Source organism: Pseudomonas sp. NPDC090233, from assembly GCF_044772285.1.
Lineage (GTDB): Bacteria > Pseudomonadota > Gammaproteobacteria > Pseudomonadales > Pseudomonadaceae > Aquipseudomonas.
Genome location: NZ_JBIVYQ010000001.1, coordinates 843,271 through 867,049, shown reverse-complemented (window position 1 = coordinate 867,049; position 23,779 = coordinate 843,271). Strand labels below are relative to the sequence as shown.

The window sequence follows — 23,779 nt, the reverse complement described above, 5'->3', positions numbered from 1 at the left end:
CCATGAGCCAGTTTCACAGCCTGACCATCAAGCAAGTGCGCAACGAAACCCGCGACGCGGTATCGATAGCCTTCGACGTGCCGTCGCATCTGCAGGACGCCTTCCGCTTCACCCAGGGCCAGTACCTGGTGATGCGTGCCCAGCTGGACAATGAAGAAGTGCGCCGTTCCTACTCCATCTGCAGCGCGGTGCAGGACGGCGAGCTGCGCGTGGCCGTCAAGCGCGTGCCAGGTGGGCGTTTCTCGGCGTTCGCCAATGACGTGCTCAAAGCGGGCGCGCAACTGGAGGTGATGCCGCCGTCTGGCAATTTCTTCGTGCCGCTGCAACCAACCCGCCAGGGCAACTACCTTGGCGTGGCCGCCGGCAGCGGTATCACGCCGATTTTGTCGATCATTGCCACTACGTTGGCCAGTGAGCCACACAGCCGCTTCACCCTGCTGTACGGCAACCGTTCCAGCTCGGGCGCGCTGTTTCGCAACACCCTTGAAGACTTGAAAAACCGCTACCTCGATCGCCTCAACCTGATTTTCGTGTTCAGCCGCGAGCAGCAAGACGTCGATCTGTACAACGGCCGTATCGACGCCGACAAATGTGGCCAGCTGTTCTCCCGCTGGATGGACGTGGCCAGCCTCGACGCAGCGTTCATCTGCGGCCCGCAAGCCATGACTGAAACCGTGCGGGACAGCTTGCAGGCCAATGGCATGGCGAAAGACCGCATTCATTTCGAACTGTTCGCCGCTGACGGCAGCGAAACCCGTCGCGAAGCCCGTGAGGCGGCGCGCCAGGTAGATTCGGCGCTTAGCCACATCACCGTGATCAGCGATGGCCGCGCGCTCAGCTTCGATTTGCCGCGCAACACCCAAAACGTGTTGGACGCCGGCAACGCCATCGGCGCCGAGCTGCCCTACTCGTGCAAAGCCGGGGTGTGTTCGACCTGCAAGTGCCGGGTGATCGAGGGCGAGGTGGAGATGGACAGCAACCATGCGCTGGAGGACTACGAAGTGGCGGCCGGGTATGTGCTGTCGTGCCAGACCTACCCCGTCAGCGACAAGGTGGTGCTCGATTTCGATCAACTGTAAGACCGGGTCGCCTTTTTCGCGGATGAATCCGCTCCTACAGGGTCTGCGCCGCTCTTGTAGGAGCGGATTCATCCGCGATAGCGCCCTCAGCGACACCGCAACACCCGCGTGACCTCACCAAAAACAATTACAACACCAAGAGATCGCTTGCCATGACCCCCGAACACATCGAGAGCATCAGCAACCACCCCGACTTCCAACACCTGGTCCGGCGTAAACGCCGCCTCAACGGCAGCCTGACCCTGGCCATGCTGGTCATCTACTACGGCTTCGTCCTACTGGTGGCGTTCTCCCCCAGCACCTTGGGCCAATCCCTGAGCGGCGGCGTCACCACCGTCGGCATGCTGGTCGGAGTGCTTATGGTGCTGTTGTCCTTCGCCCTCACCGGTATCTACGTGCACCGCGCCAACAACGTGCTCGACCCGCTCAACGACAAGGTCAAGCAGGAGTGCGCGCAATGAACTGGACTGCCATCTCGATGTTCATGGTGTTCGTCTGCTTCACCCTGCTGGTGACCCGCTGGGCCGCCCTGCGCACCCGTTCGGCCAGCGACTTCTACACCGCTGGCGGCGGCCTGAGCGGCATGCAGAACGGCCTGGCGATCGCCGGTGACATGATCAGCGCCGCGTCGTTCCTGGGCATATCGGCCATGATGTTCATGAACGGCTACGACGGCCTGCTGTATGCACTGGGCGTACTGGCCGGCTGGCCGATCATCCTGTTCCTGATCGCCGAGCGCCTGCGCAACCTGGGCAAGTACACCTTCGCTGATGTGGTCTCGTACCGCTTGGCGCAGACCCCGGTGCGTCTGACGTCAGCTTTCGGCACCCTGGTGGTGGCGCTGATGTACCTGGTGGCGCAGATGGTCGGGGCCGGCAAGCTGATTGAACTGTTGTTCGGCATCAGCTACCTCTACGCGGTCATGCTGGTTGGGGTACTGATGGTTGCCTACGTCACCTTCGGTGGCATGCTCGCCACCACCTGGGTGCAGATCATCAAGGCGGTCATGCTGTTGTCGGGCACTACGTTCATGGCGTTCATGGTCCTCAAGCACTTTGGCTTCAGCACTGAGGCGATGTTCGCCAACGCCGTTGCCGTTCACGCCAAGGGCCAAGCGATCATGGCGCCCGGTGGCTTGCTGTCGAACCCGGTCGACGCGATATCGCTGGGCCTGGGCATGATGTTCGGCACCGCCGGCCTGCCGCATATCCTGATGCGCTTCTTTACCGTCAGTGATGCCAAGGAAGCCCGCAAGAGCGTGTTCTACGCCACCGGCTTCATTGGCTACTTCTACCTTTTGCTGATCGTTATCGGTTTCGGCGCCATTGTCATGGTCGGCACCGAGCCGGCCTACCGGGATGCCAGCGGCGCCATCATCGGCGGCGGCAACATGGTCGCTGTGCACCTGGCGCAAGCGGTGGGCGGCAACCTGTTCCTGGGCTTCATCTCTGCCGTGGCCTTCGCCACGATCCTCGCCGTGGTGGCGGGCCTGGCGCTGTCCGGTGCTTCGGCCGTGTCCCATGACCTGTATGCCTGCGTGATGCGCAAGGGCCAGGCCACGGAACAGCAGGAAATGCGCGTATCGCGCATCGCCACGCTGGTGATCGGCATGCTGGCGGTGGTGCTGGGCCTGGTGTTCGAGTCGCAGAACATCGCTTTCTTGTCCGGCCTGGTATTGGCCGTGGCTGCCTCGGTCAACTTCCCGGTGTTGCTGCTTTCGATGTTCTGGAAAGGCCTGACCACCCGTGGTGCGGTGTGCGGCAGCATGGCCGGCCTGGTTTCGGCAGTGGTACTGGTGGTATTGGGCCCGGCGGTGTGGGTCAACGTGCTGCACCACGAACAAGCATTGTTTCCCTATAGCAACCCAGCCCTGTTCTCCATGAGCCTTGCGTTCCTCGGCGCCTGGGCGTTTTCGGTGACGGATTCCTCTGAGCGTGCACACGAGGAACGTGGGCGTTACCTCGCCCAGTTCATTCGCTCGATGACCGGCATCGGCGCCGCGGGTGCCAGCAAGCACTGAACTCTGACTCTGGGAAACCACACCAATGAACTGCATGCACTTCACGTCTGCCGCGTGGCTGGCCACACTCGCCCTGCCCTTGCCGGCCCTGGCGGACTTCATCGGCGACAGCCACGCACGGCTGGACCTGCGCAACCTCTACCTCAACCGTGACTTCCGGCAAAACAATGCGCCGCAAGCCAAGGCCGAGGAATGGGGCCAGGGCTTTACCGCCCGACTGGAATCGGGTTTCACCGAAGGCCCGGTGGGCGTTGGCGTGGACGCCATGGGCCAGCTGGGCATCAAGCTCGACTCAAGCCCCGACCGGCGCAACACCGGCCTGCTGCCGTTCGGCCCGAACAGCCATGAACCGGTCGACAATTACAGTGAGCTGGGTTTGACCGGGAAGTTGCGGGCGGCCAAGAGCACCCTGCGCCTTGGCACCCTGCAGCCGATCCTGCCGGTGGTGGTGTACAACGACAGTCGCTTGCTGGCCTCCACCTTCCAGGGCGGCCAGCTGACCAGCCAGGACATCGACCGGCTGACTCTGAATGCCGGGCGTCTCAGCAAAACCAACCTGCGCGACTCGTCCGGGCGCGACGACATGGGCTACGGCGCCGCCAGCAGTGACCACCTCGACTTCGGCGGTGGCAGCTACGCGATCACCCCGCAGACCAGCCTCAGCTACTACTACGCCAAGCTGGAAGACATCTACCGCCAGCAATTCGTCGGTTTGGTCGATACCCGCCCGCTGGGCGAAGGCCTGAGCCTGCGCACCGACCTGCGCTACTTCGACAGCCGCAACGACGGCGCCGAACGCGCTGGCAACATCGACAACCGCAACTTCAACGTCATGTTCACCCTGGGCGTGCGCGCCCATAAATTCACCGCCACCTGGCAGCAGATGTCCGGCAACAGCGCCTTCCCGTTCGTCAACGGCGGCGACCCGTTCACCGTCAACCTGGTGACCTACAACACCTTCACCCGCGCTGGCCTGGACTCCTGGCAGGTGCGCTACGACTACGACTTCGTCGCCCTGGGTATTCCGGGCCTGAGCTTCATGACCCGTTACACCGACGGCCGCCACGCCGAGACAGCCACCGTCAGCAATGGCCGTGAGCGCGAACGCGACACCGACCTGACCTACGTCATCCAGAGCGGCCCATTCAAGGACGTCAGCCTGCGTTGGCGCAACGTCACCTTCCGTTCCGGCAATGGCCTGACCAACGCCGTGGACGAAAACCGCCTGATCATCGGCTACACCGTGGCGCTGTGGTAACAGCGCCCTCACCCCACTTGAATCGCATGGAGAACAGCATGTCTGACGCCCCTACCCTGCAGAGCTTCATCGGCGGCCGCTGGATCGGCCAGCACGGCGCCCAGGCTTTGCGCAGCGCCCTGGATGGTCACGTCCTGGCCTACAGCCACGAAGAGCGCCCGGACTTCGCCGAAGCCGTTGAGTTCGCCCGTGCCCGTGGCCTGGCCGAACTCATGGCCATGGACTTCCAGCAGCGTGCCGCCCGCCTCAAAGCCATTGCGCTGTACCTGGCCGAGCGCAAAGAGCAGCTTTACGCACTCTCTCACCACAGCGGCGCCACCCGTGCCGACAGCTGGATCGACATCGAGGGCGGCAACGCCACGCTGTTTTCCTATGCCGGTATCGGCAGCCGAGAACTGCCGTCGGGCAACCTGGTTCATGAAGGGCCGGCGATCCCGCTGGGCAAGAAGGGCCATTTTGCCGGCAGCCACATCCTGGTGCCGCGCGCTGGTGTCGTCGTTCATATCAACGCGTTCAACTTCCCGATCTGGGGCATGCTGGAGAAGTTCGCCCCGACCTTCCTCGCCGGCATGCCGTGCATCGTCAAGCCCGCCACCTCCACTAGCTACCTGACCGAAGCGGTGGTGCGCCTGATGAACGAATCCGGGCTGTTGCCAGCCGGCAGCCTGCAGCTGGTGATCGGCAGCACCGGCGACCTGCTCGACCGCCTGCAAGGCCAAGATGTGGTGACCTTCACCGGCTCCGCCGATACGGCGGCGAAATTGCGCGTGACCCCCAACCTGATCCGCAACTCGGTGCCCTTCACCGCCGAGGCCGACTCGCTCAATTGCGCCATTCTCGGCCCTGATGTCACCCCGGACAGCGAAGAGTTCGACCTGTATATCAAGGAAGTGGTCCGCGAGATGACGACCAAGGCCGGGCAGAAATGCACCGCCATCCGCCGCGCCATCGTCCCCGCCAAGCACTTGGATGCCGTGGCTACGCGCTTGCGTGAGCGTCTGAGCAAAGTGGTGGTCGGCGACCCGGCGCTGGAAGGTGTGCGCATGGGAGCCCTGGCCTCGCATGACCAACAGCGTGACGTCGGCGAGCGCGTGCGTGCCTTGCTGCAATGCTGCGACCAGCTGTTCGGTGCCAGCGACGGTTTTGCCCCGCGTGGCGAAGGTGTTGCCGAGGGTGCGTTCTTCGCGCCGACCCTGCTCCAAGCCCGCGACCCGCATGCCGACGGCGGAGCCCACGATATCGAAGCATTCGGCCCGGTCAGCACATTGATGGCCTACGACGACCTGGACGAAGCCCTGGCCCTGGCAGCGCGCGGCAAAGGCAGCCTGGTGGCGACCCTGGTCACCGCCGACCGCGCCGTAGCCACCAAGGCGATTCCTGCCGCTGCCGCCTGGCATGGTCGCCTGCTGGTGTTGGACCGTGAGGCCGCACAGGAATCTACCGGGCATGGCTCCCCGCTGCCGCAGCTTAAGCACGGCGGCCCAGGCCGCGCCGGTGGCGGCGAAGAACTGGGAGGCCTGCGTGCGGTCAAGCATTACCTGCAACGTGCCGCCGTACAGGGTTCGCCGAGCATGCTGACCGCCGTGACCGGTGAATATGTACGCGGTGCCGAAGTGATCGAGACTGAGGTGCACCCGTTCCGCCGCTATTTCGAGGACCTGCGCATCGGTGAATCGCTGTTGACCCACCGCCGGACGGTGACCGAAGCGGACCTGGTCAACTTTGGTTGCCTTTCGGGCGATCATTTCTACATGCACTTCGACGAGATTGCTGCCAAAGAGTCCCAGTTCGGCAAGCGTATCGCCCATGGTTACTTTGTGCTGTCTGCCGCTGCCGGGCTGTTCGTGTCCCCAGGCGCCGGGCCGGTATTGGCCAACTACGGCCTGGATACGCTGCGCTTCATCAACCCGGTGGGTATTGGCGACACCATCCAGGCGCGGCTGACCTGCAAGCGCAAGATCGACCAGGGCAAGACCAGCCCGCTCGGCCAGCCGCAAGGTGTGGTGGCGTGGGATGTGGAGGTGACCAACCAGCTGGGTGAGCTTGTGGCCAGCTACGACATTCTGACCCTGGTGTTGAAAAAGCCTGAGTGATAAGCGCCTGTACCGGCCTCATCGCGGCTGAAGCCGCTCCTACAGCCGCGATGAGGCCAGCACAGGCACCACTGGAGGCACAACGCCACCTCGTACATCCGCCCTACTGCCCTGCCCGTTCCTCGGCGCTATAGTCCGGCCACAGAACAACGCCAAGGAAGCCCATTGCCATGAACACCCTCAAACTCCTCCTGAGCGCCGTCGTATTGGTCGGTGTCGCCGGCTGCCAGACCATCAAGCCCTCCGACGACACCCTCAAAGAGCGTGCCGAGTTCGCCCTGAACACCAAGGTAAGCAAGGTGGCTGATGTGCGCAGCGACAGCACCCTCACGTACTACACGGTCACCACCGCCAAGGGCGAGTACAACTGCCAGATCCCAAGCGGCGCTATCGTTGCCGTTGGCAGCATGGGCCTGTATCAGCCGACGCCGTCCTGCCTCAAGGAAGGCCAGGCGCTGATCCTGCAGTAAGCTTGCGCAAAGCTAGCCGCAGTTCGGCAGGACGCACGGGTTTAGAGAGCACGGCGATATCACGACCTTGCACGATGGCCTGGATTTTCTCCAGATCATGCCCGGTCATGATCAGCGACGGCACCTGCCACCCGCGCTGGCGGCGCAAGCTGTCGATACAGTCGACCCCCGTCGCTTCCTGCCCCAGGTCATAGTCCGCTACGATCACCTCGCATTCGCTGCTAAGCCCCACCGGCGAACTGTGCGCCTCCACCTCGCATCCCCAGCGCTGCAACAGCGCCGAGGTGGCACGCAGCACGTTGTGGTCATCCTCTACCAGGCAAACACGCAAACCGCCCAGCATTGCGTTCTGCAGCGTCTGTTGTTCAACGCTGGCAAGCGGCTTCACCGGCGCCAGCCGTGGCAAGCCTTGCAGGCGTACCGCCGTGCCTCGGCCAAGCCGGGAACTCAAGCACACCTGCATACCCATCAGCCGCCCCAGGCGCTTGACGATCGACAACCCCAGCCCGACGCCTTCGACATCCTTGTCTCGCAGTTGGCGCACCCGGTAGAACTCTTCGAAGACCAGCTCCTGTTGTTCCGCAGCAATGCCGCGGCCTTGGTCATAAACGACGATGGCCAGTCCTTCGCGATGGCGTCGCACCCCGAGCAGCAACGGGCGGTGGGCCGCGTACTTGAAACTGTTGGAAAGCACGTTTTGGATCATGGTTGCGAGCATTCCACGGTCGGCCCGGGTCCAGTGTCCGCTGGGTCGCATGCGTATCTCGACACCGGCCCAGCGCGCGGCTTCGGCGTTCTGATTCAGCAGCTCGGCCAGGAGGTCGTCCACGGCGAAGGTTTCGAGCTTGGGTTGCACGCGGCCGTTGTCGAGGGTGTACAGATCGAGGATCGAACGGAACAGCTGCGACACGTTAAGCAGGGAGCGGTCGATGCTGTCTACCAAGCGCCGCTCCTGCTCGCCCAGCGGTGCTTCGCGCAGGCACGCAGTGAACAGGCCGATGGAGTGGATCGGTTGGCGCAGGTCGTGGCTGGCCTGGGCGAGAAAGCGCGATTTCTCCTGGGTAGCCGCCATCGCCAGCTCCGAGGCCTTGCGCGTGCGCTCCAGCAGCAGGTGGGCATACACCGGGATCACGGTGCTGGTGGTCAGCAGCATCAGCACCATGAACGGATTGGCCTGCCAATAGGGGTTGAGTTGGTAAACCGCGACCAATGCCGTCAGCGCCAGCACGGTGGCAATCAGCAGGTAACGCGTGCCGAAGCGCATGCCGTTGCCCAGGTTGACCCAGACCATCACCGCATACAGCGGCAGCGCGGCCTCGCCGCCCAACACCAGGCCAAAACAGGTGCCGGTGTAGTCATGCACGATACCCAGCACTCGCCGCCATGGGTAATGCCCCGGCCAGCGGGCAATGGCCTGGCGCAGGCCGATCGACAGTACGATGAAGCTGGCGATGTAGTAGATGACCGGCAGGTAGTCGTTCAGCGAATGCCCGGGAAGAAAGCCCAGAACGGTGATGTAGACCAGCGCGCAACTGGCGACGATGACCCGCAGATTGGCCTGGTCGAGCTCGTTGTTCTTGTTGTAGTCCATGCTGACGTCCCTGTGTGCGGTGTCGCATAACGGCCATCCCGGCGCGACAGTTACCGAAGTCAGCTGCTAAATTAGCAGGGTCCGGGAAACCGGTCTTCACAGGGAGTGTCAGGACGTGACGTGCCGCATCATCGTGGCGGATGATCATCCGCTTTTCAGGGAAGCCATGGCTCGCACCGTGCAACGGGTGTTGCCACACGCTCAGCTGGAAGAAGCCGGCGACCTGCAGCAGGTGCTGGACCTTGCCAGCCAGGGAGACGTGCCGGACACGCTCATTCTCGACCTGCGCTTCCCCGGCCTAACCGGCATAGACCGCCTGGCCGACCTGCGCCAGCAATTGTCCCGTACCACGTTGATTATCGTGTCGATGGTCGATGAGCCCGCGCTGATCGAGCGGGTTTTGGCCAGCGGGGTCGATGGCTTCATCGGCAAAAGCATCGCCCCCGAGGAGATCGGCTCGGCAATCCTGGCCATTCGCGAGGGCGAAGTACTCGTCAAATATTCCCCCTCAGGGCTGTTGCCAAACCTGGGGAGTGAATCCGAACTTGAGCTGCTCACTCACCGTCAGCAAGAAGTGCTGCGGCTCATTGCCCAGGGCAAGACCAACAAGGAAATCGCCCGCGCCTTGGATATCTCGCCGTTTACCGTGCGTATTCATGTGTCGTCGCTGCTCAAGGCGTTGAATGTCACAACCCGCACGGCGGCGGCCGTGAAATACACCGGAACTTGAAACCGTTGGTCGGGCACGACGGCTTGCTGGCAGATCATCCTTGGCTGCATTGCACTCTAAATTGCACATGCCACCAAGGAGATCGTGATGAACGAGATACTGCGAATGGGCGGCGGCAGCGCCCAGGATGATTGGCCCGAACTGGACCCGGAAAAGCGCAACGATCGCGCGGACGACCCTGATGCCGACCCGAACGTCGCCGATGATGAACAGAACCGCCCCGGCGTTCCGGCCAGCAACCCGGAATCGGGTGCCTGACACTTTGGAGCGGGCCTCAAAGCCCGCTCCTGCTGTCAGCTGATGACCGCCGAATCTCCCACTGGCTGGCTCGGCTTTCCTCCAGACAAGCGCCAACTTACAGCGGTGATTCCATAGCGTTCAGCCATGGGCCGGCTGACCTTCTTGATTTTTTCACGACCGAATTTGGGAATGATGCCGATACCCGCATCACAACTTGCCCAATGCCAGGCCTCGGCGTTATCCATCCGCTCCATGCGGATGATGAAACTGCGCTGTTCCCCATGCAGTTGGTAGTCAATGATGTACAGTTGCGGATTAGGCATCACGGGGCCCTCCTCTTCTCCATGGATGACTTAGTCATTGAGTGATACCTGGCGGCAAAGATTCAAAATAATTGTCGAACAATTACACTCCAAGGCGGCCCGCAGAGCGGACGCTTGCGGGCCCTCGGATTTGGCAGTGGCTTAACTCTGTTGCGGACGGCCCCCGCCGTGGCTGTTCTGCCCACCCTTGCGGCCAGCTTGCGAAGCCCGTTCACGGTCATTGGCAAAGTTGCCGCCCGACGCCTGACCGCCTTTGTGGCCGGCGCGGGATGCTCGTTCGCGGTCGTTGGCGAAATTGCCGGGGTTGGTTTCCTTGGTGCCGCCACGTTGGCTGGTTCGCTCTTGATCACGAGCCATGTCGTTTCTCCTTGCGATTCGAGGGTTGGACGCATGAAGCGTTGCCATGCCTAGTTTCCGAGCCATCAGCGCAACGATTTGCTCAATGTGAATGCACGCAGCTGACAGGTGGCGCGAAACTTCAGAAAGACAAATGCTTGCGCCCGAACTATGCGTGAACGCTCCATTGAGTGGTTTCTGCTTCGATCGGCATTTCGTCGATGGCATGAATCATCCCGCTCTCAAGTGCCTCCTGCGGCCCCAGGATGCGTGGATAGGCCATCAAATAGCGTGGAACATCCAGCACCTCGGCGCTGCCCTGAGTCCGCTCCGCGACGATCTGCGCATACAGGCGCAAGTCATAGTCCAGGCTCATCGCATATTCGGCCATGCGGGAATGATCCACCGAGCCGTGCAGCGTCCAATGAAAGGGGTGAAACAGGAACTTGCTGCGGGCACAGGCCGTTCGGTGTTCGCCAGCGAGGAACAGGATATTGCCCATCGATTCCACGGTACCCAGGTTGTGCGTGTGCACTGGCACGGGCAACGTTCGCAAGAAGTTATAGAGGGTGAAGCCGTAACTGCATTCCCCGCCCATCGTCGCGATGTTCAGCTGCAGCACCTCGACACCTTGCTGCAGCGCCTTGGAGCAGGTGTTGATCAGGTTGCCACAGGTGGATGAATTGATCGGGCCGGTGAAGTGGATGATGTGTCTGGCCATGCGTGCCTCCAGATAGCCGGGTCGCTGCGCAAGGTTGGGCGGCTCTCAGTCGCGTGCGTCGTCCCGTGTGACGATTGGTCCATTGGGTTCCCCGTGTTCGCCCATCAGTTGGTATTGCTTGCGCAGTGCGTGCAACTGCGCGGGGTCCATGTCTTCGAGGTCGAGCAACGCCTTGTGAGCGCGTTTGGTTGTGCGCAACAGCTCGTCGATCTTGATATGCAACTCGTCATTGTCGCGGTTCTGGGTGTTCTGGATGAGGAACACCATGAGAAACGTGATGATGGTGGTGGACGTGTTGATCACCAGTTGCCAGGTATCGTTGTAGTCGAACAACGGCCCACTCACGCCCCAGGCCAGTATCAACAGCAGCGCGACGGCAAAGGACATCGGGCGGCCGGTGAAATTGGCCAGCCATTGGGCGAAGCGGTCGAATTTCATGCTCAGCGTCCTCACCACATTTCGTCCTTCGGTGGAATCGCCGGCGGGCGCAAAGTTCCCCTACACCGCCTTGCCGGCCATTTGTCAAACAGCCTGAACCGTTTCCCTATTGGCCGGGTCGCTATTCAAGGGACAGCAATGAGGACGACAGCGTGAGTGATATCCGCATCGGTATTTCCGGATGGCGCTATACCCCGTGGCGCAAGGACTTCTATCCCCAGGGCCTGCCGCAGAACAGCGAGCTGGCATTTGCTTCGCGAGCGGTCAACAGCATCGAGATCAATGGGTCGTTCTACAGTTTGCAGACGCCGCTGCGTTATCAGCAGTGGCGAGACGATACACCTGAAGACTTCGTGTTTTCGGTCAAAGGGCCGCGCTTCATCACCCATGTGCGCAGGCTCAAGGACATCGAGGAACCGCTGGCCAACTTCTTCGCCTCGGGCCTGTTGTTGCTTGGCAAGAAACTGGGGCCGATCCTTTGGCAGTTTCCGCCCAACATGAAGTTCGACGAAGAACGTTTTTCCCGCTTTCTTGAATTGCTGCCACGGGATCGCAAAGCTGCGCGTGATTGCGCTCGGCACTGCGCCGAACGTCTGCAGGGCAATGGCGGCACCGATATCCGTGGCAACGCGCGCCTGCGCCATGCCGTGGAGATACGCCACGAAAGTTTTCTGTGCGAGGCGTTCGTGCAGTTGTTGCGCAAGCATCGCGTGGCACTGGTGGTGGCTGACAGTGCAGGCAAGTGGCCATACGTCGAAGACGTAACCGCTGATTTCGTGTACATGCGCCTGCATGGCGATGTCGAGCTCTACAGTAGTGGCTATACCGCCCGTGCCTTGCGCAGGTGGAAGCAGCGCATTGAAAAATGGAGCCAGGGCAGCCAACCCGACGATGCGCATCTGATCGTCGAACGGCAGCCGCATCGGCGCGCATCGCGGGATATCTACTGCTACTTCGATAACGACCAGAAGGTCCACGCCCCGTTCGACGCGCGGCGCCTGCTGGAAAAACTCGAACTGGCAGGTGAGCTGGTCACTGAGCCCGGCGTGGAACCGGAGGTGGCATTGTGAACAAGACCCTGCCCAAGCCTGAGTGCATCATCGACCGTATCACCACGGTTCATCGGCTGAACGTGCTGACGATCAACGTCCACAAAGGATTCACCGCCTTGAACCGGCGTTTCATCCTGCCGGAGCTGCGTGAAGCGGTCCGTGCCACCGATGCAGACCTTGTGTTCCTGCAGGAAGTACACGGCAGCCATGAACAGCATGCGCTGCGTCATCCGACCTGGCCCGACACGCCACAGTACGAGTTTCTTGCCGACAGCATGTGGCCGCAGTTCGCTTATGGGCGCAATGCGGTCTACCCGCACGGTGATCATGGCAACGCGCTGCTGTCGAAATTCCCGATTGCCGATCACCGAAACCTCGACGTCACGATAGAAGGTAACGAAGAGCGCGGCTTGCTCCATTGTCGGCTGAACGTTCCGGGTCATGATGAAGTGCATGCAGTGTGTGTACACCTGGGCCTTCGCGAAACCCACCGGCAAGATCAGGTGCGCCTGCTTCTAGAGCTACTCGACAGCCTGCCAGCCAATGCCCCGGTCATCGTTGCCGGCGATTTCAACGATTGGCGGCTCAAGGCCGATGCCGTGCTTACCCGACACCTCGTGGAAGCGTTCGGTGAGCGTTTTGGGGCGCCGGCACGCAGTTTCCCGGCGCGCCTGCCACTGCTGCGCCTGGACCGTATCTACTTGCGCAACGCCAAGGCAAGCAAGGCTCAGGTGCTTTCCAAATACCCGTGGTCACACTTGTCGGACCATGCCCCCCTGGCTGCGGAGATCAACCTGTGAACAGACCTTGGGTGGAAGGCAACAGCGTCGAGCTGTTGATCAATGGCGAAGAATATTACCCTTGCGTGTTCGAAGCGATGGCGCAGGCACGCAAGGAAATCCTCCTGGAGACCTTCATCATTTTCGATGACAAGGTTGGCCAGCAACTGCAGCAAGTGCTGATCGATGCCGCGCAGCGAGGCGTACGGGTAGAGTTGGCGGTGGATGGCTACGGCACTGCGGACCTGCCGGATGGTTTCATTTCGGCCATGACCGAAGCTGGCGTGAGTTTTCATGCGTTCGACCCACAGCCACGCGTGGCGGGTATGCGCACCAACCTGTTCCGCCGCTTGCATCGCAAGATCGTGGTGATCGACGGCGAGCGAGGCTTCATTGGTGGCATCAACTACAGCGCCGACCACCTGGGCGATTTTGGGCCGATGGCCAAGCAGGACTATGCGGTGGAAGTGCGTGGGCCGGTCGTGGCGCAGTTGCATGCGTCCAGTAAACGGCTGATGGCGCCGGTGCTCGACCCACCCAGCGAGGTGCGGCCGCTCAGCCAGGCTACCGGCGGTGTCAGTGCGGTACTGGTCGAGCGCGACAACACGCATCACCGCAGCGATATCGAGGCGTGCTATCTGCAAGCAATCCGTGCTGCGCGTAAACGGATCGTGATAGCCAACGCTTACTTCTTCCCGGGCTACCGGCTATTGCGCGAATTGCGCAACGCTGCACGGCGGGGGGTCGAGGTGACGCTGATCCTGCAGGGGCAACCGGACATGCGCTGGGTCCGCGCGCTCTCCCGGTTGCTGTACAACTACTTGCTGCGCGATGGCGTGCACATTCACGAATATTGCCAGCGGCCCCTGCACGGAAAAGTGGCGCTGATGGACGATGAATGGTCGACCGTGGGTTCGAGCAACCTCGACCCCCTGAGCTTGTCGTTCAACCTGGAGGCCAACCTGCTCATTCGTGATCGCCGTTTCAATCAACACCTGTATCAGCACCTCGCCTCGCTGGCCGGTGAGCACTGCAAAGCGGTGACGTTGGAACGGATGATCCGCGGCTATTGGTGGCGGGCGCCGCTGATCTTCGTGGGTTTCCACCTCACCCGCTACTTCCCCCGCATTGCGGGCTGGTTCCCCGCTCACCGGCAAAAGCTTCGCTCGGTACAACCCGAGATGCAGGCCCAGGGCGATTTGCACGAGGGCAATACCTGATGGCGCAGAAAACCTGGCAGACCTGGGGCAAGCGCGTGCTGACCTTGTTGTTCCTGATCCTGATCCCGGCCTTGCTGTACATGCTCGCCCGCAACCTGGACTGGAACGAGGTGCAGCAGTCGTTGGTCGCCTACAAACCCAGCACACTGATCATTGGGTTGGGCCTGGCGATGTGCAGCTACCTGACGTTCGCCAGCTACGATCTGCTTGCGCGGGCCTACACCGGGCACCACCTGCCGGCGCGCCAGGTGCTGCCGGTGGCGTTCGTCTGCTATGCCTTCAACCTCAACTTCACTACCTGGGTTGGCGGCGTTGCCCTGCGCTATCGGCTGTATGGGCGGCTGGGCCTGGATACGCCGACGATCACCAAGATCCTGACGCTGGGCCTGCTGACCAACTGGATGGGCTACATGTTGTTGGCAGGCACAGTCTTCGCACTGCGTCTGGTCAAGTTGCCTGAAAGCTGGGCGGTGGGCGTCACCGGCCTGCAGCTGATCGGTTTTCTGCTGCTCGGCGTAGCGGCGGCTTATCTCCTCGCCTGCGGGTTTGCCAAACGACGCACCTGGCGCATACGGGAGCATGAGATCACCTTGCCGTCACTGCGGCTGGCGCTCTGCCAAGTGGCATTGGGGGCGAGCAACTGGGCCTTGATGGCGCTGTTGATCTACTGGTTGCTGCCGGACAACCTATTCTATCCGTCGATCCTCGGGATCTTGCTGATCAGCTGCGTGGCAGGCGTCGTTGCGCACATTCCAGCAGGGCTAGGGGTACTAGAAGCGGTCTTCCTTGCCCTGCTGCACGGCCAGTTGAGCCAGGGCAGCCTGGTCGCGGCGTTGCTGGGCTATCGCACCCTCTATTACCTGATACCTCTGCTGCTGGCCGTGATTACCTACCTGGTGCTGGAAAAACGTGCGCGGGCCATGCGCCAGCGCGGCGAAGCGAACTTGCGCAAGACCTGAATACGGGCTGAGGCCCGGGAGGTGACACATGCGTGTTTCCCTGTTGCTGATACTGCTGGGCAGCCTGGCCAGCGCAGAGGTGCTGGCCGAAGCGTGCGAGGTGACGACCCGCTCGTCCAGCGAAGCCATCAAGCCGGTGGAGGGGCGGACCTGTTACAGCTACAGCAACATGCCTGCCGAGGCGATCAACTGGTCCTGCAGCAATGAAAGCAAGGAGATGCTCAACACCGAGAAACATAAAGTGCCGCGCTGCGCGGATGGCAGCGTCGGCAGTTGCATTGCGCCGTTGACCCAGGAGAGCCTGGCCAATCCGAAATCTGCGGGGCGCGACGAGCCGTCGACCAAGCCCGCCCTGCCCAAGGATGCCCGGGTGGTCACGTATTACTACGACACCCCTAGCCTGGGCCAGGCCCGCACGGACTGCGAACGCAGCAACGGCATCTGGCAAACGCATTAGTTCTGTGGATCTGGCAGATACAATCATCCTGTGGGAGCGGCTTCAGCCGCGAATACCGGCAAAGCCGGTGCCATTCACCGCGTCGTCTGTTTCACGGCTGAAGCCGCTCCCACACCACACATGGGACATCACCGCTTCGGCGGCTCGTCCGCCACATCGTCTGTCCACGGCTCGCCATCCAGTGGCGCGGATCGGGCCAGTTCGGCTTCATCGAGGCCAATGCCTCCACCAATCTCACGGGCATCGACTTCACGTAGCTCTTGATCCGCCGGCCCGCCGCCATCGCCCGGCTCGTACGGGTCACGTGCACCGGTTTCATCCAGTAGGGTGTCAGGGCTGAGGTCGTCATCGGTGACGTTGTCTTCATGCAGGCTGTCGGTCAGCGCTTCTCCACCGGTCATGCCACTCTCCGTCACGCGCTGCGGCGGGAACTCCTTGTCCACTTCCGAGGCAGGGCGTTCATCACCGATACGCCCCTTGCGCTCGTCATTGCGTTCATTGAAATCCAGTTCATGAACGCTGCCCATGCGGTCCTCGGTGTCGTCGATTTCGCTGGGCGTGTAAGGCTTGCGGTCAGTGGGTTGGCTCATCTCGGCTCTCCATCAGAGGGGTGTAACTGGTCGACTGCGCAGCACGGCCGAGATTCAGAGTTTTTCGTGCATGTAATTTTTTGAACTCCCAACTCGCCCGCTGCCTCCCAAATTAAGAGCCGCCACCCTATCTGGAGCCTGATATGGCCAAGCCCTTGGAGGAATATGAGCGCAAGCGTGACTTCAACGCCACGCCCGAGCCCAGTGGCAAGCGTGGCCGGTCCAAAGCGGCGCATGCCCTGCAGTTCTGCATCCAGAAGCACGATGCCAGTCACCTTCACTACGACTTCCGGCTTGAGCTGGACGGCACGCTGAAGAGCTGGGCCATTCCCAAGGGCCCGTCGCTGGACCCCAAAGTGCGGCGCTTGGCGGTGCATGTCGAGGATCATCCCCTCGACTATGCGGATTTCGAAGGCAATATCCCGGAGGGCCACTACGGCGCTGGGGATGTGATTGTCTGGGATCGAGGGATCTGGGAACCCGAAGGTGACGCACACCAAGCCTACGCCAAGGGGAAACTGCGTTTCCGACTGCAAGGTGAAAAGCTCAGCGGTGTGTGGAACCTGTTCCGCACCCACCTGGCCGGCAAGAAAGAGCAATGGATGCTGGTCAAATCCCACGACGGCCAGGCGCGCAGCGAGGCCGAATACAGCATTGTCGAAGCGCAACCCGACAGCGTGATCAGTGATCGGACTCTGGTCCCGCGTCGTGCGGCAAAAGCGGAGAAGGCCGGCAAACCGGCCAAGCGCAGCCGCACCCGTGCAGGTAAAAAGATCGCCCTGCCCGATAAATTGCAGCCTCAGCTGGCGACTCTGGTCGACTCGCCTCCCCAGGGCGACTGGCGTTATGAGGTCAAATTCGATGGCTATCGCATTCTCGCCCGCATCGAGGGCGACGATGTACGGCTGTTCACGCGCAATGGTCATGACTGGAGCAGCAAGATGCCGCGGCAAGTCGCTGCACTGCGCGCATTGGGTATCGATTCTGCCTGGCTCGATGGCGAGATGGTGGTCAATGGCGAGAACGGCGTAGCTGATTTCCAGGCCCTGCAGAATGCCTTCGACACCGAACAGGACGGTGAGATCATCTACTACCTGTTCGACCTGCCTTTCTTGGGCGGCCAGGACCTGCGCGAGCAGCCCGTGGAGGACCGGCGTGAGGCGCTGCGTCAGCTTCTTGAACACGACGCATCCGGGGTGCTCGAATTTTCCGCCGATTTCGGTCAGCCGGTTCAATCACTGCTCGACAGCGCGTGTCGCTTGGAGCTCGAAGGCCTGATCGGCAAGCGCGCCGGCAGCCCATACATCGGCCGGCGCAGCGCTGAGTGGATCAAGCTCAAATGCAAGCAGCGCCAGGAGTTCGTGATCGTCGGTTTCACCGACCCCAAGGGAAGTCGCAGTGGTTTCGGGGCGTTGCTATTGGCCCTGCACCACCCCGACAGCGGCGAATTGCGCTACGCAGGCAAAGTGGGCACGGGCTTCAGCGCCACGACGCTGGACAGCATCCACGCCCGCCTCAAACCCTTGGAAGTTGCCAAGTCCGCCCTGCCCCAACCGCCAACCGGTGCCGAGGCTCGTGGTGTGCACTGGCTCAAGCCGCAACTGATGGCCGAAGTCTCGTACGCGCAGATGACCCGGGACGGAATCGTGCGCCACTCGGTGTTTCATGGCCTGCGTGATGACAAACCGGCCAGTGCCATCGACCTGGAGCGTGCCATGCCTGCCAAACGGGTTTCCAAACGTCAGCCAGCACAGCATGACGAGGATCTGGGCGAACTGCGCCTCACGCACCCCGACCGGGTCATCGACGCCACCATCGGCGCGACCAAACGTCAGGTTGCCGAGTATTACGCAAGTGTCAGCGAGTTGATCCTGCCCCAACTCAAGGATCGCCCTGTCGCACTGGTCCGCGCTCCAGAGGGCCTGGGCGGCGAACTGTTCTTCCAGAAAAATGCCGGCCAGCTGCAGATCGCCAATGTCGTCACCTATGACAAAGCCGAGGCCGGCCAGGCGGCGATGGTCATCAACCGCCCCGACACCTTGCTCGGCGCGGTGCAGATGAACATGCTCGAACTGCACACCTGGAACGCCACCGACAAGGACTTCGACAAGCCCGACCGCTTTGTGCTCGACCTCGACCCGGACCCCGCACTGCCGTGGAAGGCCATGATCGAAGCCACCCAGCTGACCTTGACCCTGCTCGACGAGCTGGGCCTACAGGTATTTCTCAAGACCAGCGGCGGTAAAGGCATGCACCTGGTAGTGCCACTGACCCGGCGTGCCGGTTGGGATGAGGTCAAGGACTTCAGCCATGCCATCGTCAGCTACCTGGCCAAGCTGTTCCCCGACCGCCTGAGCGCGGTGTCCGGCCCGAAAAACCGCGTCGGGCGGATTTTCATCGACTACCTGCGCAACGGCAAAGGCGCTACCACGGCCTGCGCCTATTCCCTGCGAGCCCGCGAAGGGTTGCCGGTGTCGGTTCCGATATGGCGCGAGGAACTCGGCCAACTCAAAGGCGCCAACCAATGGCACATCGGCAACCTGCACGAACGTCTGGCCGAAGTCGACGACCCCTGGGCGGCAATGGGCAAGACCCGGCAATCGATCACCGCGCGCATGCGCAAACAGATGGGGATGGCATGAGCATCATTCAGGACTTCAATCTGGACACGCTGGACAGCTTGCTGCGCACCTTCAGTGAGCGGCCACAGGCGCTCAACCTGGACGCGCAACTGGCCCAACTGATGCAGGCCTTGCGGGCTGGCCACCTCGACCTGCTGCCGCTGCCGGGCCAAGGCGATACCTTGCAGCGCTGGCAGACATTGGCGCGAGTAGCCGGATGCGACCTGGCATTGGCAAAACTGTACGAGGGCCACACCGACGCTCTGGCAATTCTGACCGAATGTGGCTCGACACAATTGGCAGGAGACGGAATATGGGGCGTATGGGCCGCCGAGCCCCCTGATGCCCGTGCCCAGATCGTAGCCCGCAATGGCGACGAGGTACGCTTGAGCGGGTGCAAAGCGTGGTGTTCCGGCGCGTTGCAGATCGATCACGCACTGATTACCGCATGGGCCGATAACGACATGCCGCAGTTGGTGGCGATCGACCTGGCCCATACCCGCAATAGCCTGCAGATCGATCATTGGCAAGCGGTGGGCATGGGCATCACGGCTAGCGTGGAGGTCGCGTTTGACGACACCCCAGGAATAGCGGTCGGCCATTCGGGCCAATACCTCTCCCGACCAGGCTTCTGGCATGGCGGCGCAGGTATCGCTGCCTGCTGGTATGGCGCTGGCGAAGCATTGGCCGACTACCTGCGTGAGCACTGCCGCAAGCCTCGGGCAGATGCCCACGCCCAAGCCCATCTGGGCGCGGTAGACGCAGCGCTGTTCGGCGCCCGCGCCGCCTTGCGCGAATGTGCAGCGTGGATCGATTTACATCCTGCTGCCGACGCCAGTTTTGAAGTGCGGCGCGTACGTGCCCAGGTTGAACAGGCGGTCGACCAGGTCATCCATCATGTGGGCCGCGCCCTGGGCGCCACCCCCTTCTGTCGCAACGCCCATTTCGCCAGGCTCAGCGCCGACCTTCCGGTGTTCCTCCGCCAAAGCCACGCCGAACGCGATCTGGCCACCCTCGGACACCAGCTGGCGCATGTACCGGCAGGAGCCTGGCAGCTATGAAGGAAAACCTAATTCAAGCCAGTTCAGGCACGCCCTGGGCGGATTGGCAGCAGTCCGCGCACCTGGCCCGTGCGACCTGGATCACCCCACAACAGCTCCTTCCACCGGGCCGACGCTTGGTCTTGTTGGCACCGCATCCGGATGACGAGATCTTGATGGCGGGTGGTTTACTGGCCGGCATGCGCGGCCGCGAGCAGGACCTGTTGCTGATTTCCGCCACCGATGGTGAAGGCAGCCACCCCGACTCACCGACCTGGACCGAACACCGCCTGCGTCGGCAAAGGCCACTGGAGAGTCGGCATGCGTTGCAGCAGTTGGACCTGGATCTCAACAACCTGGATTGGCGCCGGCTACACCTCAAGGACGGTGGACTGCCGCGTGACGAGGCTTTTCTGGTCAACCACCTCAATCAATTGCTCAAACCCGACGACCTGTTGATGACCACCTGGCGCGGCGATGGCCATTGCGATCACGAAGCGCTGGGGCGCGCCGCAGCTCAGGCCGCGCTTGCGCGTAAGGTGCAACTGGTCGAGGTGCCGGTGTGGGCCTGGCACTGGGCGCAGCCTGACGACGCACGCCTGCCCTGGCCACGAGCGCATCGTCTGCAGCTGGATGAAACACTGGTGGCGCGTAAGCGCCAGGCGATCGCCGCGCATCATAGCCAGCTGGAGCCTGATCAGCAGCGGCCGCCGGTCTTGCCTGCGAACCTGCTCGATTGCCTGCTGCAACCCTTCGAACTGATATTTCTGTGAAGAGAGACACCATGAGCCTCGACGCCCAGTACTTCGCTGACTTGTACGCTGACAATGAAGATCCTTGGGCGTTTCGCACCCGCTGGTACGAGCGGCGCAAGCGTGACTTGCTGCTGGCCAGCCTGCCACGCCAGTGTTACCAGCGCGTATTCGAACCTGCGTGCGCCAATGGCGAGTTGAGCGCCGGGCTGGCTGAACGCTGCGCCGAACTGCTGTGCCAGGATCTGGACCCAACTGCTGTGCAGTTGGCCCGTCAACGTCTCGCAGGCACACACAATGCGGCAGTCGCTACGGGCCGCTTGCCGGTAGATTGGCCAGGCGGCAGTTTCGACCTGATCGTGCTCAGCGAGGTGGGGTACTACCTCGACCCTACCGATTGGTTGCAGGTGATCGAGCAGTCTGTCGCCAGCCTCACCGATGACGGCGGCCTGCTGGCGTGTCACTGGCGTCATCCGATTGCGGGCTGTCCGCAGGATGGCCGGGAAGTACACCACCTGTTGGCCAGGCACCTTCCACTGTATCCGGTGGTACGCCATGAAGAGGCGGACTTTCTGCTGGAATACTGGTCCTGCCAGCCTCGCGTGGTCGACCTGAGCGAGACGTGCTCATGATTGCCGTGGTGATTCCAGCGCACAATGAAGCACGGCGGCTGGGCCGTTGCCTGAAGGCCATGGGTGCGGCAGTGGCCTTGGCCGAACATGCTGGCTATCAGGTCGGCGTTCTGGTGGTGCTGGACCGTTGTGCCGATGGCAGTGCAGCTGTGGCCAAGCGTTTCGGCGTGGAGACGGTGGCGGTCGATGCCGGCAGTGTCGGCATGGCCCGGCGCCTGGGGGCTGCGCTGATGCTGGAGCGCGGCGCGCAATGGCTGGCCTGTACCGATGCCGACAGCCAGGTGCCGCCGCATTGGCTGCTGTCGCAACTGGGCTGCAGTGCCGAGGTGGTGTGTGGCACCGTTCATATCGAGCGTTGGCAGCCGTGGCAGCGTGCGGCGTTACGCAAGCTGTACCTTAGCGGCTATCAGGCGTGCGAGGGGCATCGGCACATTCATGGGGCGAGCCTGGGTGTCTGTGCCCGTGCTTACGAGCGCGTAGGCGGCTTTCAGCCACTGCAAGCGCACGAGGATGTGCAGCTTGTGCGCGACCTGGAGGCCAGTGGCGCGCAGATCGTATGGACGGCCAAGCACAGTGTGGCGACCAGTAGCCGCGTCGATAGCCGAGCTCGTGAAGGGTTTGGGGATTTCTTGTCAGAGTTGCAGACTCAAATCCCTTAGCGTTGCCCTCACGAGGCCTTGCGAGTCTTTCGGGCCGGCTTTTTCTCAGCAGGTGCTTTCTTGCCAGCCTTGCCCCCAAGGCTGCGCTTGAGCAGCTCGGTAAGGTCGATGATATCGGCACTTTTCTCGGCATCGCCGCCCTCGCCTTTGTCCACCACGCTGATCTTGCCCTTGCTGGCCTTCTCTTCAACCAGGTCCATGATGGTCTGGCGAAACGCATCATGGTATTCGTCCGGCGCCCAGTCCCCGCTCATGTCCTCGACCAGGCGCTTGGCCATGTCCAGTTCGCGCTTGTCGACCTTGGTATCGGTCACGCTCTTGTCCAGTTCCAGCGTTTCCAGCCCGCGCACCTCTTCGGGCCAACGCAAGGTGATCATCACCAACGCGTCGTCAAGCGGACGAAGTAGCGCCAAATGCTGACGGGTGTGCAGCACTACGGTAGCCAGGGCCACTTTGCCGGTGCTTTCCAGGGTTTCACGCAGCAGCGCATAAACCTTTCCCCCGCGCCGGTCGGGGCTCAGATAATACGGGGTATCAAAATGCTGCAACGGAATGTCGCTGGCGGCGACGAAGGAGAAGATATCGATAGTCTGGGTAGCTTCAGGACGGGCTTTGCGGATTTCTTCCTCACTGATCACCACATAACGCCCTTTCTCGTACTCGACGCCCTTGACGATATTGTCATTGTCGATTTCCTTACCCGTCACCTTGTTGATGCGCTTGTAGCCCACAGGCTCCATGCTGCGCTTGTCGAGCCAGTCAAAATCGACACGCTCAGTGCGCACAGCAGTGTTGAGGGAGACCGGGATATGCACCAGGCCGAAACTGATGGCGCCTTTCCAGATTGCCCTGGCCATGGCATGCCTCCTAAGGATGCAAGGGTTGACCGGGCTGGCAGTAGCGCAAGGCACCACAGCGTTCGCAATGCTGGCAGTGCAGCCCGACGATTTCGGGGTTGGCCATGGCACGCCAGTGGCAGCCACGCAGCAGGCAGACAAGGGTCATCAGCCACCTCCTTGGCCCGGAAATGCCGGGCGCTTACTTGAAATGACTGCGTGGCGGCGCGAAGGTTTACTCCGATTGCCTGGCGGGGTCGAACAGCACCCGCTTGAACGCTTCGGCGGCCAAGTGCACCTGCACGGCCCAATCACCTGCCGCATCGCTGCCGGCATCGTCGGAAATGTACTTCAGGCACACGAAGGGTATGCCTTCGCTGCGGGCGATCAGCGCCAGCACATAGGCCTCCATGTCGACGATGTCATACGGTGACTCGCCATGGTTGACCTCGAAGCTGTCGCCACTGCCGCAGGTGCCCTGGAGCAAGCCTGGGATCGCTTGTCCGTGCTCCAGCAGTACCGGTATGTCCGATAGCGGTGTCTCGTAACGGGCAAAACCCAGCGGGGTCACGTCCATGTCGCGCTGCACGAAGCGCGTGCAGCACACCACCTCGCCTTTGCCGTAGCGCTGGCTACCGGCCGAGCCGAGATTGACGATGAGCTTGGGGCGTTGCCGGTGGATGGCCTTGGTCAGGGCGATGGCGGCATTGACCTTGCCGATGCCGGTGAAGACAGTGTTGACGTGGCTGAACACCGACCCGGCTTCGGCCTCGAGTGCGAAGACGAACAGCGTATCGGCCAGCGTGATGTCAGGAAATTGCTTGATCAGCATCATGGAGCGGCATTCCAAATGGCTTGCGATGGACGCCGCCATTGTCGGCGA

General features: G+C 62.0%; 27 protein-coding genes. 18 read left to right on the top strand and 9 right to left on the bottom strand.

The window, feature by feature from the left end:
- The first annotated feature begins 2 nt into the window (after positions 1 to 2).
- From paaE to ACIQUF_RS03960, 6 genes are all read left to right on the top strand, one after another.
- Complete coding sequence (gene paaE, locus ACIQUF_RS03985; RefSeq protein WP_403128681.1) at positions 3 to 1,079, top strand: 1,2-phenylacetyl-CoA epoxidase subunit PaaE; 1,077 nt, start codon at positions 3 to 5, stop codon at positions 1,077 to 1,079.
- Positions 1,080 to 1,231: 152 nt separating this feature from the next.
- On the top strand, positions 1,232 to 1,540 hold the full coding sequence (locus tag ACIQUF_RS03980; protein WP_016391704.1) for a DUF485 domain-containing protein: 309 nt from the start codon (positions 1,232 to 1,234) through the stop codon (positions 1,538 to 1,540).
- Positions 1,537 to 3,099 carry a cation acetate symporter gene (locus ACIQUF_RS03975; RefSeq protein ID WP_403128679.1) on the top strand — a complete coding sequence of 521 codons (1,563 nt, stop codon included), beginning with the start codon at positions 1,537 to 1,539 and terminating at the stop codon, positions 3,097 to 3,099. Before ACIQUF_RS03980 ends, ACIQUF_RS03975 begins: the two co-directional genes overlap by 4 nt.
- Positions 3,100 to 3,124: 25 nt before the next feature.
- Entirely contained in the window at positions 3,125 to 4,357 is a 1,233-nt protein-coding gene (locus ACIQUF_RS03970) for an OprD family porin (RefSeq protein ID WP_403128677.1), read from the top strand.
- Positions 4,358 to 4,395: 38 nt separating this feature from the next.
- Positions 4,396 to 6,450: a phenylacetic acid degradation bifunctional protein PaaZ gene (gene paaZ, locus ACIQUF_RS03965; RefSeq protein WP_403128675.1), complete on the top strand. Its 2,055-nt coding sequence runs from the start codon at positions 4,396 to 4,398 to the stop codon at positions 6,448 to 6,450.
- A gap of 170 nt (positions 6,451 to 6,620) precedes the next feature.
- Complete coding sequence (locus ACIQUF_RS03960) at positions 6,621 to 6,920, top strand: hypothetical protein (RefSeq protein ID WP_403128674.1); 300 nt, start codon at positions 6,621 to 6,623, stop codon at positions 6,918 to 6,920.
- Here ACIQUF_RS03960 and ACIQUF_RS03955 read toward each other — a convergent pair.
- Positions 6,889 to 8,511, bottom strand: a complete 1,623-nt coding sequence (locus ACIQUF_RS03955; RefSeq protein ID WP_403128672.1) for a hybrid sensor histidine kinase/response regulator — start codon at positions 8,509 to 8,511, stop codon at positions 6,889 to 6,891. The genes ACIQUF_RS03960 and ACIQUF_RS03955 overlap by 32 nt on opposite strands.
- A gap of 115 nt (positions 8,512 to 8,626) precedes the next feature.
- Between ACIQUF_RS03955 and ACIQUF_RS03950 the strand changes: the two genes are divergently transcribed.
- Both ACIQUF_RS03950 and ACIQUF_RS03945 read left to right on the top strand, forming a co-directional pair.
- Positions 8,627 to 9,241 (top strand): LuxR C-terminal-related transcriptional regulator, encoded by a 615-nt coding sequence (locus ACIQUF_RS03950; protein WP_403128670.1) that lies wholly within the window; start codon positions 8,627 to 8,629, stop codon positions 9,239 to 9,241.
- Positions 9,242 to 9,328: 87 nt separating this feature from the next.
- A complete protein-coding gene (locus ACIQUF_RS03945; RefSeq protein ID WP_403128668.1) occupies positions 9,329 to 9,499 on the top strand; it encodes a hypothetical protein in 171 nt (56 codons plus the stop codon).
- A 35-nt stretch (positions 9,500 to 9,534) separates the two neighbouring features.
- Here ACIQUF_RS03945 and ACIQUF_RS03940 read toward each other — a convergent pair whose 3' ends face one another.
- The 4 genes from ACIQUF_RS03940 to ACIQUF_RS03925 form a co-directional block, all read right to left on the bottom strand.
- Positions 9,535 to 9,804 carry a DUF6555 family protein gene (locus ACIQUF_RS03940; protein ID WP_400800859.1) on the bottom strand — a complete coding sequence of 90 codons (270 nt, stop codon included), beginning with the start codon at positions 9,802 to 9,804 and terminating at the stop codon, positions 9,535 to 9,537.
- 141 nt (positions 9,805 to 9,945) lie between these two features.
- On the bottom strand, positions 9,946 to 10,161 hold the full coding sequence (locus ACIQUF_RS03935; protein ID WP_403128666.1) for a general stress protein: 216 nt from the start codon (positions 10,159 to 10,161) through the stop codon (positions 9,946 to 9,948).
- Between the two features lie 148 nt (positions 10,162 to 10,309).
- Positions 10,310 to 10,861, bottom strand: a complete 552-nt coding sequence (locus tag ACIQUF_RS03930; protein ID WP_403128664.1) for an ATP-dependent Clp protease proteolytic subunit — start codon at positions 10,859 to 10,861, stop codon at positions 10,310 to 10,312.
- Between the two features lie 45 nt (positions 10,862 to 10,906).
- A complete protein-coding gene (locus tag ACIQUF_RS03925) occupies positions 10,907 to 11,299 on the bottom strand; it encodes a low affinity iron permease family protein (RefSeq protein WP_403128662.1) in 393 nt (130 codons plus the stop codon).
- A gap of 152 nt (positions 11,300 to 11,451) precedes the next feature.
- On the opposite strand from ACIQUF_RS03925, the gene ACIQUF_RS03920 reads away from it, so the two are divergent.
- From ACIQUF_RS03920 to ACIQUF_RS03900, 5 genes are read left to right on the top strand one after another with little or no spacing between them, the layout of a single operon-like run.
- Positions 11,452 to 12,369, top strand: a complete 918-nt coding sequence (locus tag ACIQUF_RS03920; RefSeq protein ID WP_403128661.1) for a DUF72 domain-containing protein — start codon at positions 11,452 to 11,454, stop codon at positions 12,367 to 12,369.
- Entirely contained in the window at positions 12,366 to 13,151 is a 786-nt protein-coding gene (locus ACIQUF_RS03915) for an endonuclease/exonuclease/phosphatase family protein (protein WP_403128659.1), read from the top strand. Before ACIQUF_RS03920 ends, ACIQUF_RS03915 begins: the two co-directional genes overlap by 4 nt.
- Positions 13,148 to 14,350, top strand: coding sequence for a cardiolipin synthase ClsB (gene clsB / locus ACIQUF_RS03910; protein WP_403128657.1), 1,203 nt, complete (start codon positions 13,148 to 13,150; stop codon positions 14,348 to 14,350). The genes ACIQUF_RS03915 and clsB overlap by 4 nt, the downstream gene beginning before the upstream one ends.
- Positions 14,350 to 15,309, top strand: coding sequence for a lysylphosphatidylglycerol synthase domain-containing protein (locus tag ACIQUF_RS03905; protein ID WP_403128655.1), 960 nt, complete (start codon positions 14,350 to 14,352; stop codon positions 15,307 to 15,309). Before clsB ends, ACIQUF_RS03905 begins: the two co-directional genes overlap by 1 nt.
- 28 nt (positions 15,310 to 15,337) lie before the next feature.
- The gene (locus tag ACIQUF_RS03900) at positions 15,338 to 15,766 is read left to right on the top strand and encodes a hypothetical protein (protein WP_403128653.1); all 429 of its coding nucleotides are present in this window, start codon (positions 15,338 to 15,340) and stop codon (positions 15,764 to 15,766) included.
- 128 nt (positions 15,767 to 15,894) lie between these two features.
- On the opposite strand, the gene ACIQUF_RS03895 is transcribed toward ACIQUF_RS03900, so the two are convergent.
- Complete coding sequence (locus ACIQUF_RS03895; RefSeq protein ID WP_403128652.1) at positions 15,895 to 16,356, bottom strand: phosphotransferase system, HPr-related protein; 462 nt, start codon at positions 16,354 to 16,356, stop codon at positions 15,895 to 15,897.
- 143 nt (positions 16,357 to 16,499) lie between these two features.
- Here ACIQUF_RS03895 and ligD point away from each other — a divergent pair, with 143 nt between their 5' ends.
- Genes ligD through ACIQUF_RS03870 form a run of 5 tightly spaced genes read left to right on the top strand, consistent with a single transcriptional unit; the run spans position 16,500 to position 22,060 of the window.
- Positions 16,500 to 18,998 carry a DNA ligase D gene (gene ligD, locus ACIQUF_RS03890; protein WP_403128650.1) on the top strand — a complete coding sequence of 833 codons (2,499 nt, stop codon included), beginning with the start codon at positions 16,500 to 16,502 and terminating at the stop codon, positions 18,996 to 18,998.
- Positions 18,995 to 20,038 (top strand): acyl-CoA dehydrogenase, encoded by a 1,044-nt coding sequence (locus tag ACIQUF_RS03885; RefSeq protein ID WP_403128649.1) that lies wholly within the window; start codon positions 18,995 to 18,997, stop codon positions 20,036 to 20,038. Before ligD ends, ACIQUF_RS03885 begins: the two co-directional genes overlap by 4 nt.
- Positions 20,035 to 20,790 carry a PIG-L deacetylase family protein gene (locus tag ACIQUF_RS03880; protein WP_403128647.1) on the top strand — a complete coding sequence of 252 codons (756 nt, stop codon included), beginning with the start codon at positions 20,035 to 20,037 and terminating at the stop codon, positions 20,788 to 20,790. The genes ACIQUF_RS03885 and ACIQUF_RS03880 overlap by 4 nt, the downstream gene beginning before the upstream one ends.
- 11 nt (positions 20,791 to 20,801) lie before the next feature.
- On the top strand, positions 20,802 to 21,401 hold the full coding sequence (locus ACIQUF_RS03875; RefSeq protein WP_403128644.1) for a class I SAM-dependent methyltransferase: 600 nt from the start codon (positions 20,802 to 20,804) through the stop codon (positions 21,399 to 21,401).
- Positions 21,398 to 22,060: a glycosyltransferase gene (locus ACIQUF_RS03870; RefSeq protein WP_403128893.1), complete on the top strand. Its 663-nt coding sequence runs from the start codon at positions 21,398 to 21,400 to the stop codon at positions 22,058 to 22,060. Before ACIQUF_RS03875 ends, ACIQUF_RS03870 begins: the two co-directional genes overlap by 4 nt.
- Before the next feature lie 8 nt (positions 22,061 to 22,068).
- Here ACIQUF_RS03870 and ACIQUF_RS03865 read toward each other — a convergent pair whose 3' ends face one another.
- The 3 genes from ACIQUF_RS03865 to ACIQUF_RS03855 all read right to left on the bottom strand — a co-directional run bounded on the left by ACIQUF_RS03865 (position 22,069) and on the right by ACIQUF_RS03855 (position 23,731).
- Complete coding sequence (locus ACIQUF_RS03865) at positions 22,069 to 22,917, bottom strand: Ku protein (protein ID WP_403128642.1); 849 nt, start codon at positions 22,915 to 22,917, stop codon at positions 22,069 to 22,071.
- A gap of 10 nt (positions 22,918 to 22,927) precedes the next feature.
- Positions 22,928 to 23,065, bottom strand: a complete 138-nt coding sequence (locus ACIQUF_RS03860) for a PSPA7_2676 family Cys-rich small protein (RefSeq protein WP_403128641.1) — start codon at positions 23,063 to 23,065, stop codon at positions 22,928 to 22,930.
- Between the two features lie 66 nt (positions 23,066 to 23,131).
- Positions 23,132 to 23,731: a nucleosidase gene (locus tag ACIQUF_RS03855; protein WP_403128639.1), complete on the bottom strand. Its 600-nt coding sequence runs from the start codon at positions 23,729 to 23,731 to the stop codon at positions 23,132 to 23,134.
- Positions 23,732 to 23,779: the final 48 nt, after the last annotated feature.